The organism is Chloroflexota bacterium (assembly GCA_026713825.1).
In the GTDB taxonomy this organism is placed as follows: Bacteria; Chloroflexota; Dehalococcoidia; order Lucifugimonadales; family UBA1127; genus UBA1127.
On the sequence record JAPONS010000114.1, the window covers coordinates 1 to 20,298 of the forward strand.

The following is a 20,298-nucleotide window of genomic DNA, read 5'->3' on the forward strand; positions in this document are numbered from 1 at the left end:
CAGCGCGTCCGGCCCGCGGCGCCCAGGGTGCACGACCGGGAGGTGCGGGTGCTCGAGGAGCCGCTGAACGGCACGGACCCCCGGCAGCGCGTCGAGTTCTCGGACTTCGTGGCCCGGATGTCGACGGCGGGCAAGACCATCCTCATCTCCTCGCACATCCTGGAGGAGGTGGAGGCGCTGGCGGACCGCATCCTGCTGGTGGTGAGCGGCAAGCTGGCCGCGGCGGGCAACCACCGCGCCATCCGCGAGAAGCTGGACGAGCGCCCCTTCGTGGTGCGCCTGGTGGCGTCCAAGCAGCGGGAGATGGCTGCCGCGCTGGTGGGGCTGGAGACCGTCGAGTCCGTGCGGCTGGAGGACGGCGCCATCGAGGTGACGACGCGCAACCTTGCCGACCTGCAGCGGTCGGCGCCGCGGCTGGCGCGTGACATCGGCAGCCGCCTGTACCGCATCGAGCCGCTGGACGACTCGCTGGAGAGCGTCTTCTCCTACGTGGTGCAGCGATGATCAGCGCGCTCTTTGCCCTCTCCTTCCGGCAGGCGGCGTCGCCGCGGCGGCTCCTGCTGCTGGGCGCAATCTCCCTGTTCCCGGTGGGGCTGACCTACCTGCTGGTGCAGCTGGGAGAGGCGGACCAGAGCGGCACCGTCGAGGCTGGGCTGGAGGGGCTGGTGATCTCGCTGGTCCTGCCCCTGGTGACGATGGTGCTGGCGTCGGGCGCCTTCGGCAACGAGGTCGAGGACCGCACGCTCTCCCTGCTGACGACGAAGCCTGTGCCGCGATGGTCGCTGGCGCTGTCGAAGCTGATGGGGACCATTGCCGTGGCCGGGCCGATCATGGTGGCCGTGTCCGTCGTGGTGACGGCGCTGCCGCCGGAACGCGATGGGGGCGTCATCCTCGCGGCAGCGGTGGGCTCGGCGGTTGGGGTGATCGTCTACGCCTCAGTCTTCACCTGGGCCGGGCTGGTGACCACGCGGGCGCTGGCCTTCGGGCTGGTGTACGTGCTGCTGTGGGAGGCGCTGATCACGACCTTCCTGAGCGGCACCCGCTACCTGAGCGTCCGCAGCTACGTCATCGGCATCATGCACGGCATGGAGGGCAGCCCGTTCAACGGGGACCTGGCCATCGGGTACACGACGGCGATCGTGGGGGCGGGGGTGGTCACCGTGCTGTTCTTCGCCCTCGCGGTGCGGCGGCTGTCGCGGATGGACGTGCCGTAGGGGGGCGAGCCTCTCAAAGCACACAGCAAAAGAACGCAGAGGGCCAGAAATCTCGACCAAGGAATGCAAGCCCAAGGCAAGTAGAGGGACTGCAATGAATGGCACTCTCTTGGAAGAATCAATTGAACTTGCCAATCAGGCTTTTGAAGTCTCGTCGAGTTTGTCATTCCCAATGTGGCCGCAGGAGCGAGATTCAGGCCTATTGGAGACCTATTGGCACATTGTTCTCCTTGGTAGCCTTTGCAGAGCTAACAAGGCCTTAAGGTCAATCACTAGGCTGCTTGACTCATCGTTGGAGGACACAGTAAGTGCGGCAATCTTGAACAGACATCTCTTCGAATGTGCGGCGAACCTCATCTACATCGGCAGGGATTACAGACACACGCTGCCCGAGTTCCTCAAGAAGTCAAAGTTTCCTGGATATCCAAGGGAACTCGAAGAGTTACACTCAGAGTTTGTCGAGAACCTCTTCGCTGACGTTCCTTCACGGCGATGGAAGAAGGTAGATACAATCTGTAGAGATTTGGGCTGGAAGGACGAGTTGAAGAGCATTTATAGGGTTACCTCAGATACCTCCCATGGGGGTTCTTCAGCTCTACTACCTGAGTTCTACGAACTCCACGACATCTCTGTCAGCGATCGCAACAAGGCACATATTGTAAGTACAGGCTTGGTTTACCACCTACGTATAGCCGAAGTTATCGCGAAGAACTTCCCCGACAAGATGGACCTGACTAAAATTGCATCACTTCAGAAGTCAAACTTTGCCTTGGGTTGGAGGATTGCAGGCAGCTCTGACGATTGAGATTTAGGCTACCACCCACCTTGGCATAGGCATCATCCCCGACGCCGTTCGGCGCCTCAGTTGCATGGAAGTGCCGCAAGGGGCGACTGCCACTCGCAAGGGAGATTGCTGACCCATGACAACCACACCCACCGCCATCCTCTTTGACCTCGATAACACCCTCTTCAACCGGGTGGCTGCCTTCCTCGGCGTCGCCGGGGACTTCTATGCGGAGTTCCTGGCGTCATCGGCGTCGGTGGACCGCGACGAGGCCGTCGCGCTCATGGTGGAGTGGGACGACGACGGGTACTCCAACCGCAGCGAGATGCGGGAAGCCTGGCTCGGCCAGTGGCCCGAGGTTGGCCTGGACCTCGACGCGTTCAACCGCTGGTACCGGCGGACGATGGACCGGCGCTCGGGGCCGGACGCCGCGGTCAACGACTTCCTCGCGGAGCTCAACCGCGCGGGCATTCCGTGGGGCATCGTCACCAACGGCAGCGTCAACCAGCGGACCAAGTGCAGGACGACAGGGCTGTCGGAGCTGACGTCCACCGTCATCATCTCGGAGGAGCAGGGCTACGCGAAGCCTGACCCGCGCATCTACCGCGACGCGCTGACGGCCCTTGGCCTCGCGAGCCCCGAGGGCGTCCTGTTCGTCGGCGACAACCCCGTCACGGACATCGACGGGGCTCAGGCGTTCGGCATGCGGACGGCGTGGGTCACCCGCGGCAGGCAGTTCCCGGCGGAACTCCACCCGCCGGACATCGCCATCGAGCGCGTGACGGACCTGCGGGGGTTGCTCGGGTTGTAGGCGCGCGCGGCGTCGCTACTCCACAACCGTCAGAATGGCCGACGTCCGCACTTCCTGCGCTGTGACAGTTGTCGTGATCAGGAAGGCGCTGAGGTTCTTGATGTATGGCTGCACATCGTTGCGGAACGTGTCCCGGTCATCACCGTCCAACGCGCCGTCGATGGCTTCCACCAGGGCGAAGACGTTGAGGTACATGAAGTAGTGCACCGGGGCCGGCGCGGCATCCATGACGCGACGGAACTCCGCATTGTCGTCAAGCGAGTCTGAGGCGCCCGTCAGCGCATCATGCAACTCTTCCAGGCTCTCCAGGGTGGAGCCCAGCGCCGCCCAATCATCCATCACCACGAAGCTCGGTGAGTATTCGCCGAGGGACTCGTCCACCTGGTCCGGGGACACCGTCACAGCCTCAAATTCGCCGATGTCCTCACGGCTGTAGTCATAGTCTTGCTCAACGTTGCCGAGGAGCGTGTCCAGGGTGTCTTCCAGCGTCTCCGGGTCCTCCAGGCCGGCGAGGAGGAGGGCGTGGACGGGGGAGTCCAGTACGCCGTCTTCCGAGCTGAAATCAAAGTCACTCGGCAGCAGCGCCGCCGCCAGCTCGCCGGACAGCGTGTCCAGCACGTCTTCCTCGACGTCAATGCCGGCCTCCGCCTCAAAGTCGAGCAGCAGCTGGTGAAGATCGTCCGCGGCGTAGGGGTCCGTCTCCTCAATGATTTCCCACCACTCTACCCATGTCTCAAGGATCTCCGTGGTCGATATGGCTACGAGCGAGTCTGACGGCAGGACCTGTTGCGCTTGGACGGGTTGTCCATCCCAGTCAATGGCTTCTTCCTCAAGGAAGTAGCTGAAATCCATCCGCACACCGTCGTTCTGGAAGGAGGTGGACATGGAGACGTACACGGGCCAGTTCTCCTCCAGCTCCTCCCTCAGCTGCTCCGATGTGCCGCCGAGGTCCAGCAGGTCCGCGCCGTCCGGCCAGAGCGCCTCCAGGTCGAGGTAGCCGAAGGCGACGCGCGGCGATGGGGCCGCCTCCCGCGCCGCCGCGAAGGCCTCGTTATCCACAAGGCTCCTGCTCGGGGGGTCCTCCGTGTTCTCCGCGATGTCCATAACGGTGTCTTCGCTGTCACCGATGAGGAGGTACTCATCACTCAAAGCTATGGCAATTTCATCATCCTCAGCGATCCAGAGACTAAGGTCGTCGCTGCTATCTTCCTCTAGATCCATGCCGCTCTCGTCAGAAATATAGTCCGCCAGGTCCTCGGCAAAGTCCTCCGCGCCCTCGCGCTCGCCCACCTGGAACATGACCACCCACTCCAGGTCGTCAATGTCGTCGTTGAGGATAGCGGCGGAGATGTCGGTGCCAAGCCAGAAATTGACGTCTTCAGTCGGGTGAATGCCGGTCTCATCCTCACCCTCGTCCAGCTGCTCCTCCCGCCAGTCTTCCAGTTCAGCGGAGTCGATTTTGGAGAAGAAGTTCCCGGCGTCCAGTGTTTGACCGAGACCGGGCCGCAAGTTGACAGAGAAATAGGCCGGTGCGCTCGCTGGAATGTATTGAGCCGTGGCCTCGCTGGGATTGTTCAGGACTACAAGGACGAAAGCCGTACCCGCCGCAGCGCCCGCCGCCGATAGCGTAAACAGTCCCAGGAGTATCTTGACCAGCAGGGGCATGGCGCCTCCGTTCCCTGAGGGGACAAGTTGAAGACAGGCAGCGGGTCAGGCCAGCATTATACAGCAAGCCGCCATTGAGAAAATCCTCTGGAACCCTACGCCGCCTCCACCGCAACGCTGTCCGTGCGCTCGCCGGCGACCGACCACCCCGTCGAGAGGCCGATGACGAACCAGCCGAAGCCCAGGATGCCCGCCGCGAAGATCGTGTCGCCGATGGTGCGCAGCCAGCGGAAGACCTCCAGCACGGGCGATTGCAGGAACTCGGCGGAGCGGGCGTACCACATGCCGTGCTGCACGCTGGCCCACGTCTGCGCGAGCCCGACGGGCAGCAGGCTCATCAGCACCATCAGCATCAGCCCGACGTTCACCGACCAGAAGGCGAACCAGATCGTGCCGCTGCGCCACTCCTTTCGCACCGTCAGCACGCGCAGGCTCAGCAGCGTGAGGCCGAGCCCAAGGTTGCCGTAGACGCCGAAGAGCGCCGCGTGCGCGTGCACCGACGTCGTGTTGAGCCCCTGCATGTAGTAGAGCGCGATGGGCGGGTTGATCAGGAAGCCGAACAGGCCCGCGCCGACCAGATTCCAGAAAGCCGCCGCCACGAAGAAGTAGACCGGCCACTTGTAGTGCTGGATCCACGACGTGCGCTTCGTCATCGAGAGGTTGTCGTAGGCCTCGTAGCCCACCATGACCAGCGGCATCAGCTCCAAGGCGCTCATCGTCCCGCCGACGACGAGGATGATGGGCGTGGTGCCGGAGAAGTAGAGGTGGTGCAGCATGCCCAGCACGCCGCCCGACAGGTAGAGGATGGTGCTGAACAGGACGGCCATCGTCGCCGAGCGGACGCGCACCAGCCCCAGCCGGACGAAGACGAGGGCGATGACCGTCGTCGCAAAGACCTCGAAGAAGCCCTCCACCCACAGGTGGACGACCCACCATCGCCAGTACTCGGCGATGGCGAGGTTCGTGTGCTGCCCGGGGATGAGGCCGGGCGAGTAGAACAGCGCGATGGCGGCCACGGACAGCATGAAGATGCCCAGGAATTGCCGCCGCCGCGTGTTGCCCTCGGCCCGCTTCCACGCGTAGGCCAGCGGCCGGATCATCAGCACCAGCCACAGCAGCAGCCCGACGAACAGCAGCGTCTGCCAGAGCCGGCCGAGGTCGAGGTACTCGTACCCCTGGTGGCCGAACCAAAAGTTGACGTTCTCGCTCAGCACCTGGTGGATGGCGAGCGCCTGCCCGAACATGGAGCCGCCCACGACGACCACCAGCGCCACGAGCAGCACGTTGACGCCCAACCGCTGCAGCCGCGGCTCGTGCCCGGCGACCAGCGGCGCGAGGCACAGCCCCGTCGCGAGCCACGACGTCGCGATCCAGAGCATGCCCATCTGCACGTGCCACGTCCGCGCCAGCGAGTACGGCACGATGTCCGAGAGCGGGAAGCCGTAGAAGCCCGTGCCCTCCACGCCGTAGTGGGCGATGACAATGCCCGCGATGATCTGCCCCACGGCCAGCGCGCCCACCACCCAGAAGTACTTGTGCGTCGCGCTCATGGACGGCGTCGGTGCAATGTCGATGAGCGGGTCGGCCGCCGGCGTCCGCACCTGGGTGCGCCAGACGTCGCGGCTGGCGGCGAAGAACCACGCCAGCCCGCCGATGCCGCCGAGCAGCAGCACGAAGCTGATGACGGAGGTGACGACCATCACGGGCGTCGCGTGGTTGCCGACGAGGTCGTCGGGCGGCCAGTTGTGCGTGTACGTTATGTCGCGGCCCGGGCGCTCCGTCACCGTCGCCCACGACGCCCAGAAGATGAAGGAGGTGAACGCCTCCCGCCGCTCCTCGTCCGGGATGACGTTGGCGGGCATGGCGTAGTCCTCTCGCAGCTGATGGAGCTCGGGGTCGTCGCCGAAGAGGCCCATGTAGTGCGACTGGACGGCCTGGATGGCGCGGGTGCGGTCTGCCGAAATGGTGATGACGCCCGATTCCTCGTCGTAGGTGTTGGTGCGCAGCTCCTCCTGCAACCTCGCCTGCAGCGCGGCCGACTGCTCGGCGCCGAGGTCGTCGAAGGCGCTGCCGTGCCGTGCGCGCGACCACGTCTCGGCGAGCCAGACGGCCTCGCGGTGCAGCCAGTCGGCGGTCCAGTCGGGTGCCTGGTAGGCGCCGTGGCCCCAGACGGAGCCGAGCTCCTGCCCGCCGACCGAGCGCCAGACGTCCATGCCCCGGTGGATCGTGTCGCGGTCGAAGACGAGCTGGCCGTTGGCCGTCTCGATAGCCTCGGGAACGGGCGGCGACATCTGGTAGATCTCGCCGCCGAAGTACAGCAGCGCGGCGAACGAGACGCCAACAGTCGCGATGAGCCCGATCCACAGCGCACGTAGGCCTCGACGGGTGCGCGGCGCGCGAATGAACTGCGGCGCCGAGGGTCGCTGCGGGAATGCGGCGGCGTTCTCCATGATTGCCTCCTCCAGCCCGCCCGGCCCTGCTCCTGCGCGGCAGGAGCAGCCCGGCGCAGGACCACAACGTTGCCACCTACTAGACTACGGAAGCGCCACACGCCAATCAACCCCCAAACCGTTCGCGGGAGGGCGCGCTTCGGAGTCGCTGGCAAGCGTGGGGAGGCTGTAAAGCCATCAGGTAGAGGTAAATTCACCGCAGTATGGCCCCACATTGCAGTTTGTATCCGTGTCACAATAGTGACACAGGCATGTACCTTCGCTTAATTTGAGGAGGTGTAGCAGCGCATTATTCATGGTTACAGCTTGCCGTTGCTGCTGAATGTAATCAGAATAGAGCACGATAACACGGGCTGACCATGCCGAGCGCTGAACGGTGATGCTGCGATGGCTGGAGAGCGGTCCGTACTGGATCATCTACTACCTGGTGTATATTGGTGCCCTGCTGTGGCAGGCGGCGGCGGTCTACCCTACCCTCGCACGAGAGGACTGGGCAGCGGCCCTTACGGTCGCCGCAGGGATAGTGCTCACGGCAACCATCGTCATTGAGCTGGGGTAAGGACCATGCTGCTGATCCCGAAAGCTATTCACGACATATTGGAGCGCGGCCGCACAGAGGGCAGACGCGAGCTCCTTGAACGGTTCGTTGCGGACCGCCTCATCATCGAAGAGCGCCGCGAAGAGATCGAGGCGAAGCTGCGTCTGGAGCACGTTTCCGGGTAGCGCCTCGCATGGAATCTAGGCGCGTCGGCGTCGCGCTCAAGCCACGCCCGCCACGACCCGGGGCCGCACGAAGACCCGCCACACCCGGTAGCCCTCCAGGAGGATGAGCGGCGCGTACTGCACGACGGCGCCTATGGCCTCCTCTCCCACGAGCGCCCAGTGGACGAGCACCACGACGGCCGCCGCATAAACGAGCCGGTGCAGGACGCGCCACCGGCGCCCCAGCAGCCGGACCGCCCAGTCGTTGGACGTAACCGCGAGCGGCATGAAGAAGAAGAGGCCCAGCCACCCGGCCAGGATGCTCAGGGTGAAGAACTGCCCCAGCACCTCGCGCGCGGAGCCGAGGTCGACGAGGTAGATGATCGCGTGCACGGCGGCGTAGGCGAAGGCCGCAACGCCGAAGTAGCGGCGGCGGTCCAGCAGCCACCGGAAGAACCTCCACCGCGGCGCCAGCATCACCAGCGGCGTCATGATCATGGCAATGATCATCAGCCGCGCGGAGAACTCGCCGGACTCGTGCAGGGCGTCCGCCGCGGCGTGGTCGCCACCCGCGAGGAGCGCCGAGGCGATGGGGAGGGATGGCAGGCACAGCACGGCCCAGATGAAGTAGCGTGAATCCAGTCCGGTCCGCACAAGGCCCACTATGCACCCCAACGGCGCACCATGTTCTTGATCGGCGTGCGCCGCCGTTTAGGAGAACGGAAGCGAAGTCGGCGGGTTAGCGGCGTTAGAGCGCCGACGGCATTTGTGACGGTGCCGAAAGCCGAGGCCCGCCCGGTCCTGGCGCTCCGCCGCGACGAAGTCCCGGGCATCTCGATAGGCGGCGCGGACCAGTCCCACCAGCCCATCGGTGTCAATCTCAACGCCCGGACGCAGCTTGACATGGCGCATTCGCTTGCCTGCGCCCTCCAGCAGGCCGAGGGGGTCCGGCAGAAACGCTCCCATGAAGAACCCAACCCCCACATAGGCGAACGGCACGTCCTGCACGCAAGCGGTCGGGTAGCCGTCATGCATCAGCTCCACCACATCTCCGCCGCAGTCGCGGATGCGCGAGAACCACGAATGTGCAATGGAGCCGAGCGCATCCGTGTGCTCGGCGAACCAGGCATCTACGGCAGGGTCGCGCGTCACGGCTCCGTCGAAACGCAGTCTGGACTCCATACGAGGTTTTCCCCACCTTGCAGCAGTTGGCTGAATTATAGGCCGACCGGGTCGTTGGTGGCTACCGTGGGTCCGAGCGGTTGAGGAGTGCGTTACCCCTCGCCGCGCGCGCCGTCTGCCATGAGCGCCGCACGTGCCGCGGCCAGCCTCGCGACGGGCACGCGGTACGGCGAGCAGCTCACGTAGTCCAGCGGCAGGGTGTGGAAGAACTCTATGCTCTTCGGGTCGCCGCCGTGCTCGCCGCAGATGCCCATGGAGATGCCGGGCCGCGCCTGGCGGCCGAGCCTGCAGGCCGTGCTGATGAGCTGCCCCACGCCGTCGCGGTCGACCACCTGGAAGGGGTTCTCCTCCAGGATGCCCGCTTCCTCGTACCGCTTCAGGAACTTGACCTCCACGTCGTCGCGGCTGAAGCCGAAGGTGTTCTGCGTCAAGTCGTTGGTGCCGAAGCTGAAGAACTCGGCCGACTCGGCGATCTGGTCGGCGATGAGCGCCGCCCGCGGGATCTCGATCATCGTGCCGATCTCGTAGGACTGGGTATTGCCCGTCTCCTCCTGGAACTCGCGGATCGTCGCCTCCAGGGTCTCCCGCAGCCGCTTGAACTCATTGGTGTGCGACACCAGCGGGATCATGATCTCCGGCGCGACGGGGATGCCCTCCTCCGCCACCTGCGCGGCCGCGCGGATGATGGCGCGGACCTGCATGGTGTAGATCTCCGGGAAGATGAGGCCCAGGCGGCAGCCGCGCATGCCGATCATCGGGTTGGACTCGCGCATCTCGTCCACGGCGAAGAGGAGGTTCTGCTTCTGCTCCAGCTCGTCCGGGTTCTCGCCGGTGACGCGAAGCTCGATGACCTCGCCGAAAAGCTCGTCGCGGGACGGCAGGAACTCGTGCATGGGCGGGTCGAGCAGACGGATGACGACGGGCTTGCCCTTCATGGCCCGCAGGATGCCGACGAAGTCTGCAATCTGGAACTCCTCCAGCTCCGCGAGGGCGTTGAGGTACCGCTCCCACGCGACGTCGCCCTCCTGGATGATGATGGCGGCGTGGGCGGCCAGCATGCACTCCCGCACGATGGAGAGGCGGTCCTGCTCGAAGAACATGTGCTCCGTGCGGCAGAGGCCGATGCCCTCCGCGCCGTAGTTCATGGCCACTTCCGCGTCGCGGGGGTAGTCGGCGTTGGCCCACACCCCCAGCCGGCGGGTCTGGTCCGCCCACTCGAGCAGCGTCACCAGGTCCTCGTCGTCTTTGACGGAGGGCGCGATGGTGGCGATGCGCCCGGCGAAAACCTCCCCGGTCGCGCCGTCGATGCTGATCTCCTCGCCCTCGCGGACGGCGAAGTCGCCGCAGACGAACACGCCCTCCTCGGGCCGCACCTCGAGCAGCTCCGCGCCCGAGACGCACGGCTTGCCGAGCCCGCGGGCGACGACGGCAGCGTGGCTCGTTGCGCCGCCGCGGGATGTGAGCACGCCCTTCGCGGCGATGAGGCCGTGGACATCGTCGGGGCTGGTCTCCGGGCGCACCAGCACGACGCTCACGCCGCGCTTGCCCTGCTCGGAGGCCTCGTCGGCCGTGAAGACCACGCGGCCCGTCGCGCCGCCGGGGGATGCACCCATCGCGACGGTGATGAGCTGCCCGGCCTCGGCGGCGGCGTCCTTCGCTTGCGGGTCCAAGCGAGGGAGCAGCAACTGGTAGATCTGGTCCGGCTCCACCCGCATCAGGGCCTCGTCCTTGCTGATGAGGTCCTCGTGGTACATGTCGACGGCCATCTTGACCGCCGCCTTGGCGCTGCGCTTGGCGGAGCGGGTCTGCAGCAGGTAGAGCTTCCCCTGCTCCACCGTGAACTCGACGTCCTGGGCGTCCCGGTAGTGCAGCTCGAGCTGCTGGGCCATGGTGTCGAGCTGGTCGTAGACGCCCGGCATCCGGTGCTGGAGCTCGGCGATCTTCTGGGGCGTCGCGATGCCGGCCACCACGTCCTCGCCCTGGGCGTTGACCAGGTACTCGCCGTACAGGATGCGCTCGCCGGTGGAGGGGTCGCGGGTGAAGAGCACGCCGGTGCCGCTGCTCTCGTCCATGTTCCCGAAGACCATGGCGACGACGCAGACGGCCGTGTAGAGGTCGTGGGGGATCCTGTTGTAGTTGCGGTAGTCAATGGCGCGGCGCGTCTCCCAGCTGTCGAAGACGGCGAGGATGGCGCGCTCGAGCTGGTACTTGGGCGTGTCCGGGAACGCCTCGCCGGTCGCCCGCAGCACGACTGCCTTGAACTCGTCGATCACCTGCTGCAGCGCGTCGGCGTCGAGGTCCGAGGCAAGCTTGACGCCCGCCTGCTGCTGCAGCCGCTCCAGCACGGCGTCGAAGTGCGTGGCCTCAATGCCGAGGACGACGTTGCCGTACATCTGGATGAAGCGCCGGTAGAGGTCGAGGGCGAACCGCCGGTTGCCCGTGCGCCGCGCAATGCCGTCGGCGACGGCCTGGTTGAGGCCCAGGTTGAGAACGGTGTCCATCATGCCCGGCATGGAGACGGGCGCGCCGGAGCGCACGGAGACAAGCAGCGGGTCGGCGGGCGCGCCGAAATAGCGGCCCGTCGACCGCTCCAGGGCAACGAGGGCGTCCAGCGCCTGCGCCCACATCTCGGCGGGCATGACCTTGCCGGAGTCGTAATAGGAGCGGCATGCCTCGGTCGTAATGATGAACCCCGGGGGCACCGGCAGCGACGCCGCCGTCATGTCGGCCAGGCCGGCGCCCTTGCCGCCGAGCAGCTCCCGGCGGCTGCCGTCCGCCTGCTCAAACGCGTACACCCACTGGGTCTGCTTTACCGTTTCGCGAAGCGTCATTGCCGCCACCCTGTCCTGGATTTATCCATTATGTACCGTATTGGCCCACGCGTGTTACGAAAAGGTTACATTCACGGCCATTTTCGAGAGTCTGGGCAGTCCAAAGGACACAGTCTCGCCCTTTGCATCGCTGGACGGTGCAGTATAGCACGGCCCTGCGGGCCCCTGTCCAGCGCGGAAAATACGAATTTCGACGCAAAGTCGAGCATGGGCGATGACCAGCGGCACGGAACGCCTGCTAGAATACCGGCAATCACTGGACGCGCGGGGCGCCGCGTACGAAGGCAGGCCAGGCCGCCATGCACCTGACGCATCTGTCGCTCAAGAACTTTCGCAACTACACCTCGGCCGAGCTGACGCTCGGGCCGGGGCTGACGGTGTTCCGCGGCGCCAACGCGCAGGGCAAGAGCAACCTGCTGGAGGCCGTCGCCATGCTCGCGCTGACCAAGTCCACCCGTGCGGAGCAGGAGCGCGACGTCGTCCGCCTGGCGTCACTGGAGGACACGCCGTACACGCGCGTCTCCGGCGTTGCCGAGCGCCGGGACGGTGGCCCGGTCGAGGTGCAGATCGACATGGCGATGGCCCCCGTCGACCGCCGGGACGCGCTCGTCTTCCAGAAGCGCGTGCGCGTCGACGGCGTGCCCAAGCCCGCCGGGCAGGCGGTGGGCGCCATCGCCGCCGTGCTCTTCTCGGCGGACGACCTCACCATCGTCACCGGCTCGCCGTCGGTCAGACGGCGCTACCTGGACGTGCTGCTCTCGCTGGCGGACCGGGGGTATCTGCGGGCCTTGCAGGGTTACCAGCGCGTGATCACCCAGCGCAACCAGCTCCTCCGCCGCATCCGCGATGGGCTGGCGCGCACCCCTGAGCTCGACTACTGGGACGGCGAGCTGTGCCGGCTTGGCGCGCAGGTCACGGCGCGGCGGCGGGACGCCGTCGCGTCCCTCGCGCCGGAGGCCGCCAGCGCCTACGCCGCCATGGCCCCCGGCGACGGCCCCTTCCAGGCGGCCTACGCCCCCTCCATCGACCACGGCGGCCCGGCCGAGGAGGCCGCGGCCCACGCAATGGGCCTGCTGGCCGAGCGGCGGGGCCGCGAGGTGCAGATGGCGCAGTCGCTCGTCGGGCCGCACCGCGACGACCTGCTGCTGACTGTCGGCGGCCTCGACGTGGGGCAGTTCGGCTCGCGGGGGCAGGTGCGGACGGCGGCGCTGTCGCTGCGGCTGGCCGAGGCGGGCTACCTGCACGCCGTGCTGGGCGAGGAACCCGTGCTGTTGCTGGACGACGTGCTCTCGGAGCTGGACGGCCAGCGGCGGCAGCACGTCCTGGAGGCGGCCTGCCGCGCCGAGCAGTCGCTCGTCACGGTGGTCGAGGGCGAGGAGCCGCCCGGCCTCCACGAGGCGGTCGCCACGTACGTAGTGGAGGCGGGCGCGCTGCGGCGGGAGGGGTGACCTCATTGCCGTCGTTCCTGCGAAGCATGCCCCGTACTCCGATACGGGGGCAGGAACCCCGACGCTGGCTAAGGGCCTAGACGCCCCCTACCCCACGTCCTCCAGCGTCTCGCCCTTGCCGAGCGTGGTCTGCGCCGCGCGGACGTTGTAGACGGCGCCCATGTGTGCGGCCGCCGGCTCCGTGCCCTCCCGCAGCTCGATGGCCGCCTTCATCAGCATCTTGCGCGCCGCCATGACGGCCACGTCGTTCTCGTCAAGCTGCTCCCTGGAGCGGTCGACGATGGCGCCCATGCTCTCCTCGAGCACCAGCGCCAGCTCAAACTCGTTGGAGATGGAGGCCAGCGGGTTCGCGCCGGAGGTCTTGCGCTCGATGAGGTAGTCGTTCTCCTTGTTGCGGGCGCGCTTGTAGGTGCCCTCCTCCAGCGTCGGGTGGAAGCCGTGGCCCGCGCGGCGCTGGGAGACCTCAGCCTCCGTGAGCGGGCGTTCCGGGTGGTAGGTGATGGCGAAGACCATCGTGTTGCGGTCGTCGACTGGCACCCACGCCAGGCAGCCCAGCAGGCCGTCGCCCTCAGGCTTCGGCGTGGTGTAGAAGGGCATGAGCCACTGGTTCAGCTGCCACGCGCTCTCGTCCTTGCCGTGCTCCGTCGTTGCGCCGACGAGCAGGCCGTAGTCGGTCGTCTTGATGGCCATGGTCTGGACCGGCCTCGGTGCGGTCTGATCGTCCGACAGGCCCTGCACCAGCCGGTCCGCGGTCGACTCCACCGACGGCGGGTCGCCGAAGAGCATCTCGAACAGCAGGGACATACGGGAGCTGTCGATGCCGCCCTCGAGGCCCTGCAGGTAGTTGCACTCCTGCACGTACTTGGTGATGAAGCGGTGCCCGGCGGGCAGGTCGCCCCACTCGAACTGGGGCATCTCCGCGGACTCCTCCTTGGGGCCCATGTACACCCAGATGACGCCGCCCCACTCGTTCGCGCGGAACGCGACGGCCTTGATTTCCTTCATCATCTGCGTGGCTTCCTCGTCCGGCTCCAGCGGCATGTCGACGATGTTGCCCTCGACGTCGAACTTCCAGCCGCAGCGGGGGCAGCGCAGCCCGTTCTCCTCGTTGAAGCCGTAGGAGAGGTCGACGCCCCGGTGCGGGCACGCCGCCTCCAGGATGCCGAGCCGCCCCGAGGTGTCGCGGAACCCGACGATGTGCTCGCCGAGCAGCCGGGTGCGCGCCGGGGTGCCGTCGGGCTCCGCCAGCTCCCGCGCGAGGAATGCCGGGACCCAGAACCGGCGGAACAGCTCGCCCATGGGCGTCTCCGGCCCGATTTCCGTGACCAGTCTGTTTTCTTCCGGCGTCAGCACGGCGGCACCTCCCAATTGAACACGCGAAAAGCGGCCACATAACTATACCACACGTGGGTAGAGTCGGATTTGGGGGCCGGAGGGGCCAATTAAAAGGCCGCAACTCCGGCCCGTCAGACGCGCTCGCGTTGACTCGGAACGCCCGGCGTAAATACACTCCCTCCACCCTGGGTATGCCGAGAGATGTCCTGCCTCCGTGTATGAGCGCCGGCGTCCGCCGGAGGCGGTCTCCCGAGGATCCATTTGAGGAGGAGAGGAACGATGGCTGCGTTCGTGATAACGGAAGTGGAAATCACCAACCCTGAGGTGTACGGGCAGTTCGTGCAGCAGGTGACTCCCACGGTGGAGGCTCACGGCGGGAAGTTCGTTGCGCGGGGCGGCGCCATCGACATCATCCTGGGAGGCTGGTCGCCCAAGCGCATCGCGATCATGGAGTTCGGCAGCGTAGACCAGGTCCGCACATGGCTCAGCTCCCCGGAGTACACCGCGCTCACCGAGATGCGGGAGTCCTCCGCAAACATCAACATGGTGGTCGTCGAGGGCCTGTAGCCCCCGGCGTCACTACCCCGCGATGAGGCGCATCGGCGCGTCTCGCCCCTGACTGTCCGCCCGGTTGGGCCGCAACACAGGCCCCCTGCCGCCGCGCGACGTTTCCCTGCGGCGGCAAAGGGCCTGTCGTACCTTCAGCTTGTCTCTTGCGCCCCCCGGCGGGGAGCGGCGCCCGTATCGGCGTTCAGTGCACCCGAGCCGCCTATCCCGCCGATTCCTCCACGTACCCGGCGGAGCCCTTGTACAGCCCCCACCCAAGCAGGAGGGGGTAGATGAAGACCAGAACAGTGCAGACCGCAACCACCGGCAGCAGGGGGGCGGCCAGCAGGTCGTGGTCGATCTCAGTCAGAACGGTGGCCACGCCTGCGGTGGGCATTGCGATGATCATGATGATGGCTGCGGCCTTGTGCAGGTTCATGGACTGAATGCGCCCAAGCATGCCGATGCACAGCAGGAGGAACCCCACAGCGGCCATCAGTATCGCAATGTAGGTGATCCCAAACTTGGCAGCCTGCAGGGTCGCGGCAGTGGAGCTCAGCGCCGCAGCCTCCGTGCCGCCGGTTCCCCGGCCGATGCCGTGCTCGACGACGTGAAGGATGATGAGGTCAAGCCCCTGGGAAACCGTGATAATCACCGCAAATACGATGAGGCCGACCGCGCCCATGCGCACCAGCGTGCCCGCGCCCCTGCTGGGGGCATTCCGCCAGAGGGCGATGAACCCATAGGTGAACAGGAACATCGCCAGGACCGCAACCCACGCGGTGATTATGGTCAACATCCCCCCGTCCACCATGGCTTCCGTGAGTGCGTAGTAGTTCAGGGCATCCTCACTGGGTAAGCTCGACCCCGGGGTCAGGGGCAACAGCACGATGACCAGCACAACACCGGCCATCAACGCCAGACCGCTCAGCTTGTTGTCCGTCAACGAACCCACGCTGCACCTCCTTCGGCGTTTCCGTGTCTCCGGCTTCCCGCGGACCGTCACGGGAATAATACATACAATGCCCCGTAGTCTCAATGCGTCTCAGGAAAGGCCTCCGTTTGCAGCTAAAGACGCCGGACCCTATACTGGCACAGCCCAACAGCCACCCAAAGCGGGCAAGGAGCGCGCCATGACCATCTTCCTGAGCAACGACGACGTCCGCACCCTCCTGCCCATGGACGAGTGCATCGACCTGATGGAGCAGGTCTTCCGCGACGAGGCCGACGGCAAGGCCGTCAACCTGCCCCGCCAGCACCTGCCGCTGCCGAAGGGGTTCCACCGCACGGTGCAGGGCATCGCCGAGGGCTTTGGCGTCTACGGCATGAAGACCTACGGCAGCGACCGTCGCCCCAACGCGCCCAACCGCACCCGCTACCTCGTGCTCCTCTACAGCCTCGAGACCGGCGCCCTCGACGCCATCGTCGACGCCCGTGACCTTGGCCAGATCCGCACCGGCGCCGTCAGCGGCCTCGCCACCAGGTACATGGCCCGCGAGGACGCCGCCACCCTCGGCATCATCGGCACCGGCTGGGAGGCGCGCGCGCAGATCGCCGCCATGAATGTCGTGCGCAACATCAGCCATGTGAAGGCCTACAGCCGCTCCGCCGAGAACCGCGAGGCCTTCAGCGCCGAGATGCGCGAGAAGCACGGGCTCGACGTAGACCCCGTCGACTCCGCCGAGGAGGCCGTCCGCGACGTGGACATCCTCGTCACCATCACCGGCGCCAACGAGCCCGTCATGCAGGGCGAGTGGCTGCAGGCCGGCATGCACGTCAACGGCATCGGCGCGACGGGCGCCAACCGCCGCGAGCTCGACGTCGAGGCCGTCCGCCGCGCCGACCTCGTCGCCGTCGAGAACATGGAGCAGTCCAGGATCGACAGCGGCGAGCTCCTCTACGCAGAGAAGGAAGGCGCCTTCGACTGGTCCCGCGCCGTCGCGCTGGCCGACATCGTCGTCGGCAACGCGGCGGGCCGCCCCTCGGCCGAGGCCATCACGCAGTTCAACGCCCTCGGCGTCGGCACAGAGGACCTCGCCGCCGCCGCCATCGTCTACTGCAAGGCCATCGAGCGCGGCATCGGCAGCGAGCTGGCGATGATGTAGGGCCGCACACCGTCCGTTCGCCCTGAGGGAAATCGAAGGGCGAACAGCTGGCCGCGCGTTACGGCGCTAAATCCTGCACAATACCCCCATGACCGGCCCTGAACTCACCATCCTCAACTGGCTCCTCGCCGCCTCGCCGCTTGTCGTGCTCGCGGGGGCGATGCTATGGTTGAACCGGCCCGCCGAGCAGGCCGGCGCCGCGGCCTTCGCGCTGGCCGCCGCCCTCGCGCTGCTGGCCTTCGGCGCCGAGCTCGGCCACGTCGGCATCGCCGCCGCCAAGGGCGCGAATCTCGCCGTCTTCGTCCTCTCCATCGTCTGGGCCGCCGTCTTCCTCTACAACATCCTCGACCGACTCGGCGCCATCGACGCCGTGGGCCGCCACATGGCCGCGCTCTCCAACGACCAGCTCGCGCAGGCGCTCATCATCGGGTGGGGGTTCTCCAGCACGATACAGGGCGTCACCGGCTTCGGCGTGCCGGTCGCCGTGTCGGCCCCGCTGCTCGTCATGCTCGGCGTCCCGCCCGTCCGCGCCGCCGCGATGTCCCTCGTCGGCCACGGCTGGGCCGTCACCTTCGGCTCCCTCGGATCTTCCTACTACACCATCCAGCTCGTCACCGGCATCGAGGAGACCGTCATCGCGCCGCACATGGCGCTCCTCTTCCTGCCCGTGACCATCGCGAGCGGCATGCTCGTCGCGCACATCCAGGGCGGAATGCGAGCCGTGTGGCGCAGCCTGCCCGTGGTCGTCGTCGCGGGCGGCGTCATGGGCGGCACGCTGTACGGGCTCGCGCTGGCGGGCGCGCCGCAGGTGGCGTCGCTGGGCGCGGGCATGCTCGGCACCGCGGTCCTCGTCGTGCTGACGCGATCGCCGCTGCTCGTCGGTGCGCGCCGAGCCGACACGACGCCGGTCGTCGAGGCGGCGGACGGCGCGGGCATGCCCCCGGCGCTGGCTTTCACGCCCTACTTCCTGGTGGTCGCCCTCAGCTTCGGCGCGCAGGTGGGCCCGGTGAAGGAGGCTGTCAGCGGCCTGCGGCTGGCCCTCGACTCCCCCGGCTTCACAACGGGCCAGGGCTTCACCGTCGCCCCCGCCGGCGGCTACGCGGCCATCGGGCTGCTCGCGCACCCCGCGCCCCTCATCCTCATCGCGACGGCCGTGAGCGCGGCCGTCTACATGGTAACGAAGCGATGGCGCGGCGGCCTCGTCTCGGGCGCGCTCCGGTTCACCTTCGACCAGTGCGCGGGCACGACGCTGGGGGTGCTGGCGATGGTGGCGATGGCCGTCGTCATGGCGGACACGGGCATGACGGTGCTGCTGGCGCAGGGCATCGCGAACGTGTCCGGGCCCTTCTTCCCGCTTGCGTCGCCCTTCATCGGCCTGCTGGGCTCCTTCATGAGCGGCAGCAACACGAATTCCAACGTCATGTTCGGGCTGCTGCAGGTGGAGGCGGCGAGGGCGCTGGGCATCGGCTCCGTGACCATCGCGAGCATTCAGTCGATCGGCGGCTCCGTCGGCAGCTCGATGGCCCCCGCCAAGGTCGTCGTCGGCGCGACGGTCGCCGGCCTCGGCGACGAGGTGCGCAGCATCTTCCGCATCGTCGTCCCGTACGTGCTCGCGCTCGTGCTCCTCGCGGGCATCGAGGCCCTCGTAATCGTGCGCTTCCTCACGTGGCTGGAACGCTAGGGGTCTTGAAGTCCGTTCGCCCTGAGCCCGTGGAAGGGTCAACCGGACGGACGGGGCCGCCAGTGCAGCCCTACTTCTCCTTGACCAGCCAGTAGTCGCCATCCGGCGACGCTACCAGCTCGGAATCGAACTTGTCCTCGGGAAACAGATCCGTCAACGACTCGTGGGTCTCACCCTCGTTTACGGCTTCAAACTCTTTGCCATCGCGTTGGATGACCAGCATGCGCCTTGCGCGTGACTCAGTAGTCATGTCGAGCACCCTCCCTCTTCGAGGTCAATTGAAGGCATCAGCACAGTCCCGCTTCGCGGGAATTCTACACCTTTTCGAGGCGCCCGCAGCCCCCGCCGCAAGCCCCGCGCTAATACGACCGCGGCATCCCCAGCACCCGCTGCCCCAAGTACGCCAGCACGAGGTTGTTGTTGATGGGCGCGACGGTGTACAGCCGCGTCTCCCGGAACTTCCGCTCCACGTCGTACTCGTCCAGGAACCCGTACCCGCCGTGCGTGTCGAGGCAGACGTTCGCCGCCTCCCACGACGCCTGCGACGCCAGCAGCTTCGCCATGTTCGCCTCGGGCCCGCACGGCTCGCCCGCGTCGAACTTGGCCGCCGCCTTGTGCCGCACCAGGTCCGCGGCCTCGACGTGCGCGTACGCCGCCGCGATGGGAAGCTGCACCCCCTGGTTCGCGCCGATGGGCCGGTCGAACACCACCCGCTCCTTGGCGCGAGCCACCGCCCGCTCGATGAACCACCGCCCGTCGCCGATGCACTCCGCCGCGATCAGGATGCGCTCGGCGTTCCACGAGTCGATGACGCACCGGAAGCCATTGCCCTCGCCGCCCACCATGTGGTCCGCGGGAACCTCCAGGTTGCGGAACGTGACGGCGTTGGTGTGGTTGTTCATCATCACCCGCAGCGGCCGCACGTCGACGGCGTCCCCCGCCTCCCGCAGGTCGACGAGGAAGAGCGAGAGTCCCCGCGTGCGGTCCCGCAACTCCTCGTACGGCGTCGTCCGCGCCAGCGCCAGCATCAGGTCCGACTGCAGGACGCGGGAGATGAAGGTCTTTTCGCCGTTGATGACGTAGCTGTCGCCGCGCCGCTCGGCCGTGGTGGTGATGCGCGTCGTGTCGGAGCCCGCCTCCGGCTCCGTGACCGCGAAGGCCTGCAGCCGCAGCTCGCCCGCCGCGACGCGGGGCAGGTACGCGCGCTTGAGGGCGTCGCTCGCGTGCCGAAGAAGCACGCCCATCATGTACACCTGCGCGTGCGCCGCGTTCGCGTTGGCCCCGCTGCGGTTGACCTCCTCCAGCACGATGCTCGTCTCCGCGAGCCCCATCCCGCCGCCGCCAAGCTCCTTGGGGATCATGGTCGACAGCCACCCCTCGCGGCTCAGCTCCCGCACGAACTCCTCGGGGAAGCCCCGCTCCGCGTCGAGCCGCCGCCAGTACGCGTCGCCGTAGCGCTCGCACACCGCGCGAACGCCCGCACGCAGCGATTCCCAGTGCGCAGGGGTCTCAAAGTCCATGGGCAGCCTCCGAAGATGTTGGCG

At 67.0% G+C, this 20,298-nt stretch carries 19 protein-coding genes; 10 read left to right on the top strand and 9 right to left on the bottom strand.

The features are described from left to right. The 4 genes from OXC99_13035 to OXC99_13050 form a co-directional block, all read left to right on the top strand. Positions 1-504, top strand: a 504-nt coding sequence (locus OXC99_13035) for an ABC transporter ATP-binding protein (GenBank protein MCY4625907.1), incomplete at its 5' end; no start/stop codon positions are given. Beyond that, entirely contained in the window at positions 501-1,214 is a 714-nt protein-coding gene (locus tag OXC99_13040) for an ABC transporter permease subunit (GenBank protein MCY4625908.1), read from the top strand. The genes OXC99_13035 and OXC99_13040, both read left to right, overlap by 4 nt. 94 nt (positions 1,215-1,308) lie before the next feature. Continuing rightward, positions 1,309-2,019 carry a hypothetical protein gene (locus OXC99_13045; protein ID MCY4625909.1) on the top strand — a complete coding sequence of 237 codons (711 nt, stop codon included), beginning with the start codon at positions 1,309-1,311 and terminating at the stop codon, positions 2,017-2,019. A gap of 115 nt (positions 2,020-2,134) precedes the next feature. Further along, positions 2,135-2,809 (top strand): HAD family hydrolase, encoded by a 675-nt coding sequence (locus tag OXC99_13050; GenBank protein MCY4625910.1) that lies wholly within the window; start codon positions 2,135-2,137, stop codon positions 2,807-2,809. Positions 2,810-2,824: 15 nt separating this feature from the next. Here the strand turns inward: OXC99_13050 and OXC99_13055 are convergent, their stop codons facing one another. After that, entirely contained in the window at positions 2,825-4,474 is a 1,650-nt protein-coding gene (locus OXC99_13055; protein ID MCY4625911.1) for a DUF3352 domain-containing protein, read from the bottom strand. 95 nt (positions 4,475-4,569) lie between these two features. Further along, positions 4,570-6,924, bottom strand: a complete 2,355-nt coding sequence (locus tag OXC99_13060; GenBank protein ID MCY4625912.1) for a nitric-oxide reductase large subunit — start codon at positions 6,922-6,924, stop codon at positions 4,570-4,572. Between the two features lie 379 nt (positions 6,925-7,303). On the opposite strand from OXC99_13060, the gene OXC99_13065 reads away from it, so the two are divergent. Then, positions 7,304-7,483, top strand: a complete 180-nt coding sequence (locus OXC99_13065) for a hypothetical protein (GenBank protein MCY4625913.1) — start codon at positions 7,304-7,306, stop codon at positions 7,481-7,483. A 5-nt stretch (positions 7,484-7,488) separates the two neighbouring features. Continuing rightward, positions 7,489-7,647 (top strand): hypothetical protein, encoded by a 159-nt coding sequence (locus OXC99_13070; protein MCY4625914.1) that lies wholly within the window; start codon positions 7,489-7,491, stop codon positions 7,645-7,647. Between the two features lie 36 nt (positions 7,648-7,683). Here the strand turns inward: OXC99_13070 and OXC99_13075 are convergent, their stop codons facing one another. From OXC99_13075 to ppdK, 3 genes are all read right to left on the bottom strand, one after another. Then, entirely contained in the window at positions 7,684-8,280 is a 597-nt protein-coding gene (locus OXC99_13075) for a ferric reductase-like transmembrane domain-containing protein (protein MCY4625915.1), read from the bottom strand. A gap of 57 nt (positions 8,281-8,337) precedes the next feature. Next, the gene (locus tag OXC99_13080) at positions 8,338-8,808 is read right to left on the bottom strand and encodes a DUF1801 domain-containing protein (GenBank protein MCY4625916.1); all 471 of its coding nucleotides are present in this window, start codon (positions 8,806-8,808) and stop codon (positions 8,338-8,340) included. 92 nt (positions 8,809-8,900) lie between these two features. Then, positions 8,901-11,639, bottom strand: a complete 2,739-nt coding sequence (gene ppdK / locus OXC99_13085) for a pyruvate, phosphate dikinase (GenBank protein MCY4625917.1) — start codon at positions 11,637-11,639, stop codon at positions 8,901-8,903. A 299-nt stretch (positions 11,640-11,938) separates the two neighbouring features. Here ppdK and OXC99_13090 point away from each other — a divergent pair, with 299 nt between their 5' ends. Continuing rightward, the gene (locus OXC99_13090; GenBank protein MCY4625918.1) at positions 11,939-13,087 is read left to right on the top strand and encodes a DNA replication/repair protein RecF; all 1,149 of its coding nucleotides are present in this window, start codon (positions 11,939-11,941) and stop codon (positions 13,085-13,087) included. Between the two features lie 87 nt (positions 13,088-13,174). On the opposite strand, the gene OXC99_13095 is transcribed toward OXC99_13090, so the two are convergent. Next, the gene (locus OXC99_13095) at positions 13,175-14,440 is read right to left on the bottom strand and encodes a Rieske 2Fe-2S domain-containing protein (protein ID MCY4625919.1); all 1,266 of its coding nucleotides are present in this window, start codon (positions 14,438-14,440) and stop codon (positions 13,175-13,177) included. 261 nt (positions 14,441-14,701) lie between these two features. Between OXC99_13095 and OXC99_13100 the strand changes: the two genes are divergently transcribed. Then, positions 14,702-14,989, top strand: coding sequence for a DUF1330 domain-containing protein (locus OXC99_13100; protein ID MCY4625920.1), 288 nt, complete (start codon positions 14,702-14,704; stop codon positions 14,987-14,989). 202 nt (positions 14,990-15,191) lie between these two features. Here OXC99_13100 and OXC99_13105 read toward each other — a convergent pair whose 3' ends face one another. Beyond that, positions 15,192-15,923: a hypothetical protein gene (locus OXC99_13105; GenBank protein ID MCY4625921.1), complete on the bottom strand. Its 732-nt coding sequence runs from the start codon at positions 15,921-15,923 to the stop codon at positions 15,192-15,194. 178 nt (positions 15,924-16,101) lie between these two features. Here OXC99_13105 and OXC99_13110 point away from each other — a divergent pair, with 178 nt between their 5' ends. After that, positions 16,102-17,073, top strand: a complete 972-nt coding sequence (locus OXC99_13110) for an ornithine cyclodeaminase family protein (protein ID MCY4625922.1) — start codon at positions 16,102-16,104, stop codon at positions 17,071-17,073. A gap of 88 nt (positions 17,074-17,161) precedes the next feature. Next, positions 17,162-18,754: an L-lactate permease gene (locus OXC99_13115; GenBank protein ID MCY4625923.1), complete on the top strand. Its 1,593-nt coding sequence runs from the start codon at positions 17,162-17,164 to the stop codon at positions 18,752-18,754. 70 nt (positions 18,755-18,824) lie between these two features. Here the strand turns inward: OXC99_13115 and OXC99_13120 are convergent, their stop codons facing one another. Then, positions 18,825-19,004 carry a hypothetical protein gene (locus OXC99_13120; GenBank protein ID MCY4625924.1) on the bottom strand — a complete coding sequence of 60 codons (180 nt, stop codon included), beginning with the start codon at positions 19,002-19,004 and terminating at the stop codon, positions 18,825-18,827. 109 nt (positions 19,005-19,113) lie between these two features. Then, positions 19,114-20,274 (bottom strand): acyl-CoA/acyl-ACP dehydrogenase, encoded by a 1,161-nt coding sequence (locus OXC99_13125; GenBank protein ID MCY4625925.1) that lies wholly within the window; start codon positions 20,272-20,274, stop codon positions 19,114-19,116. Between the last annotated feature and the right edge of the window lie 24 nt (positions 20,275-20,298).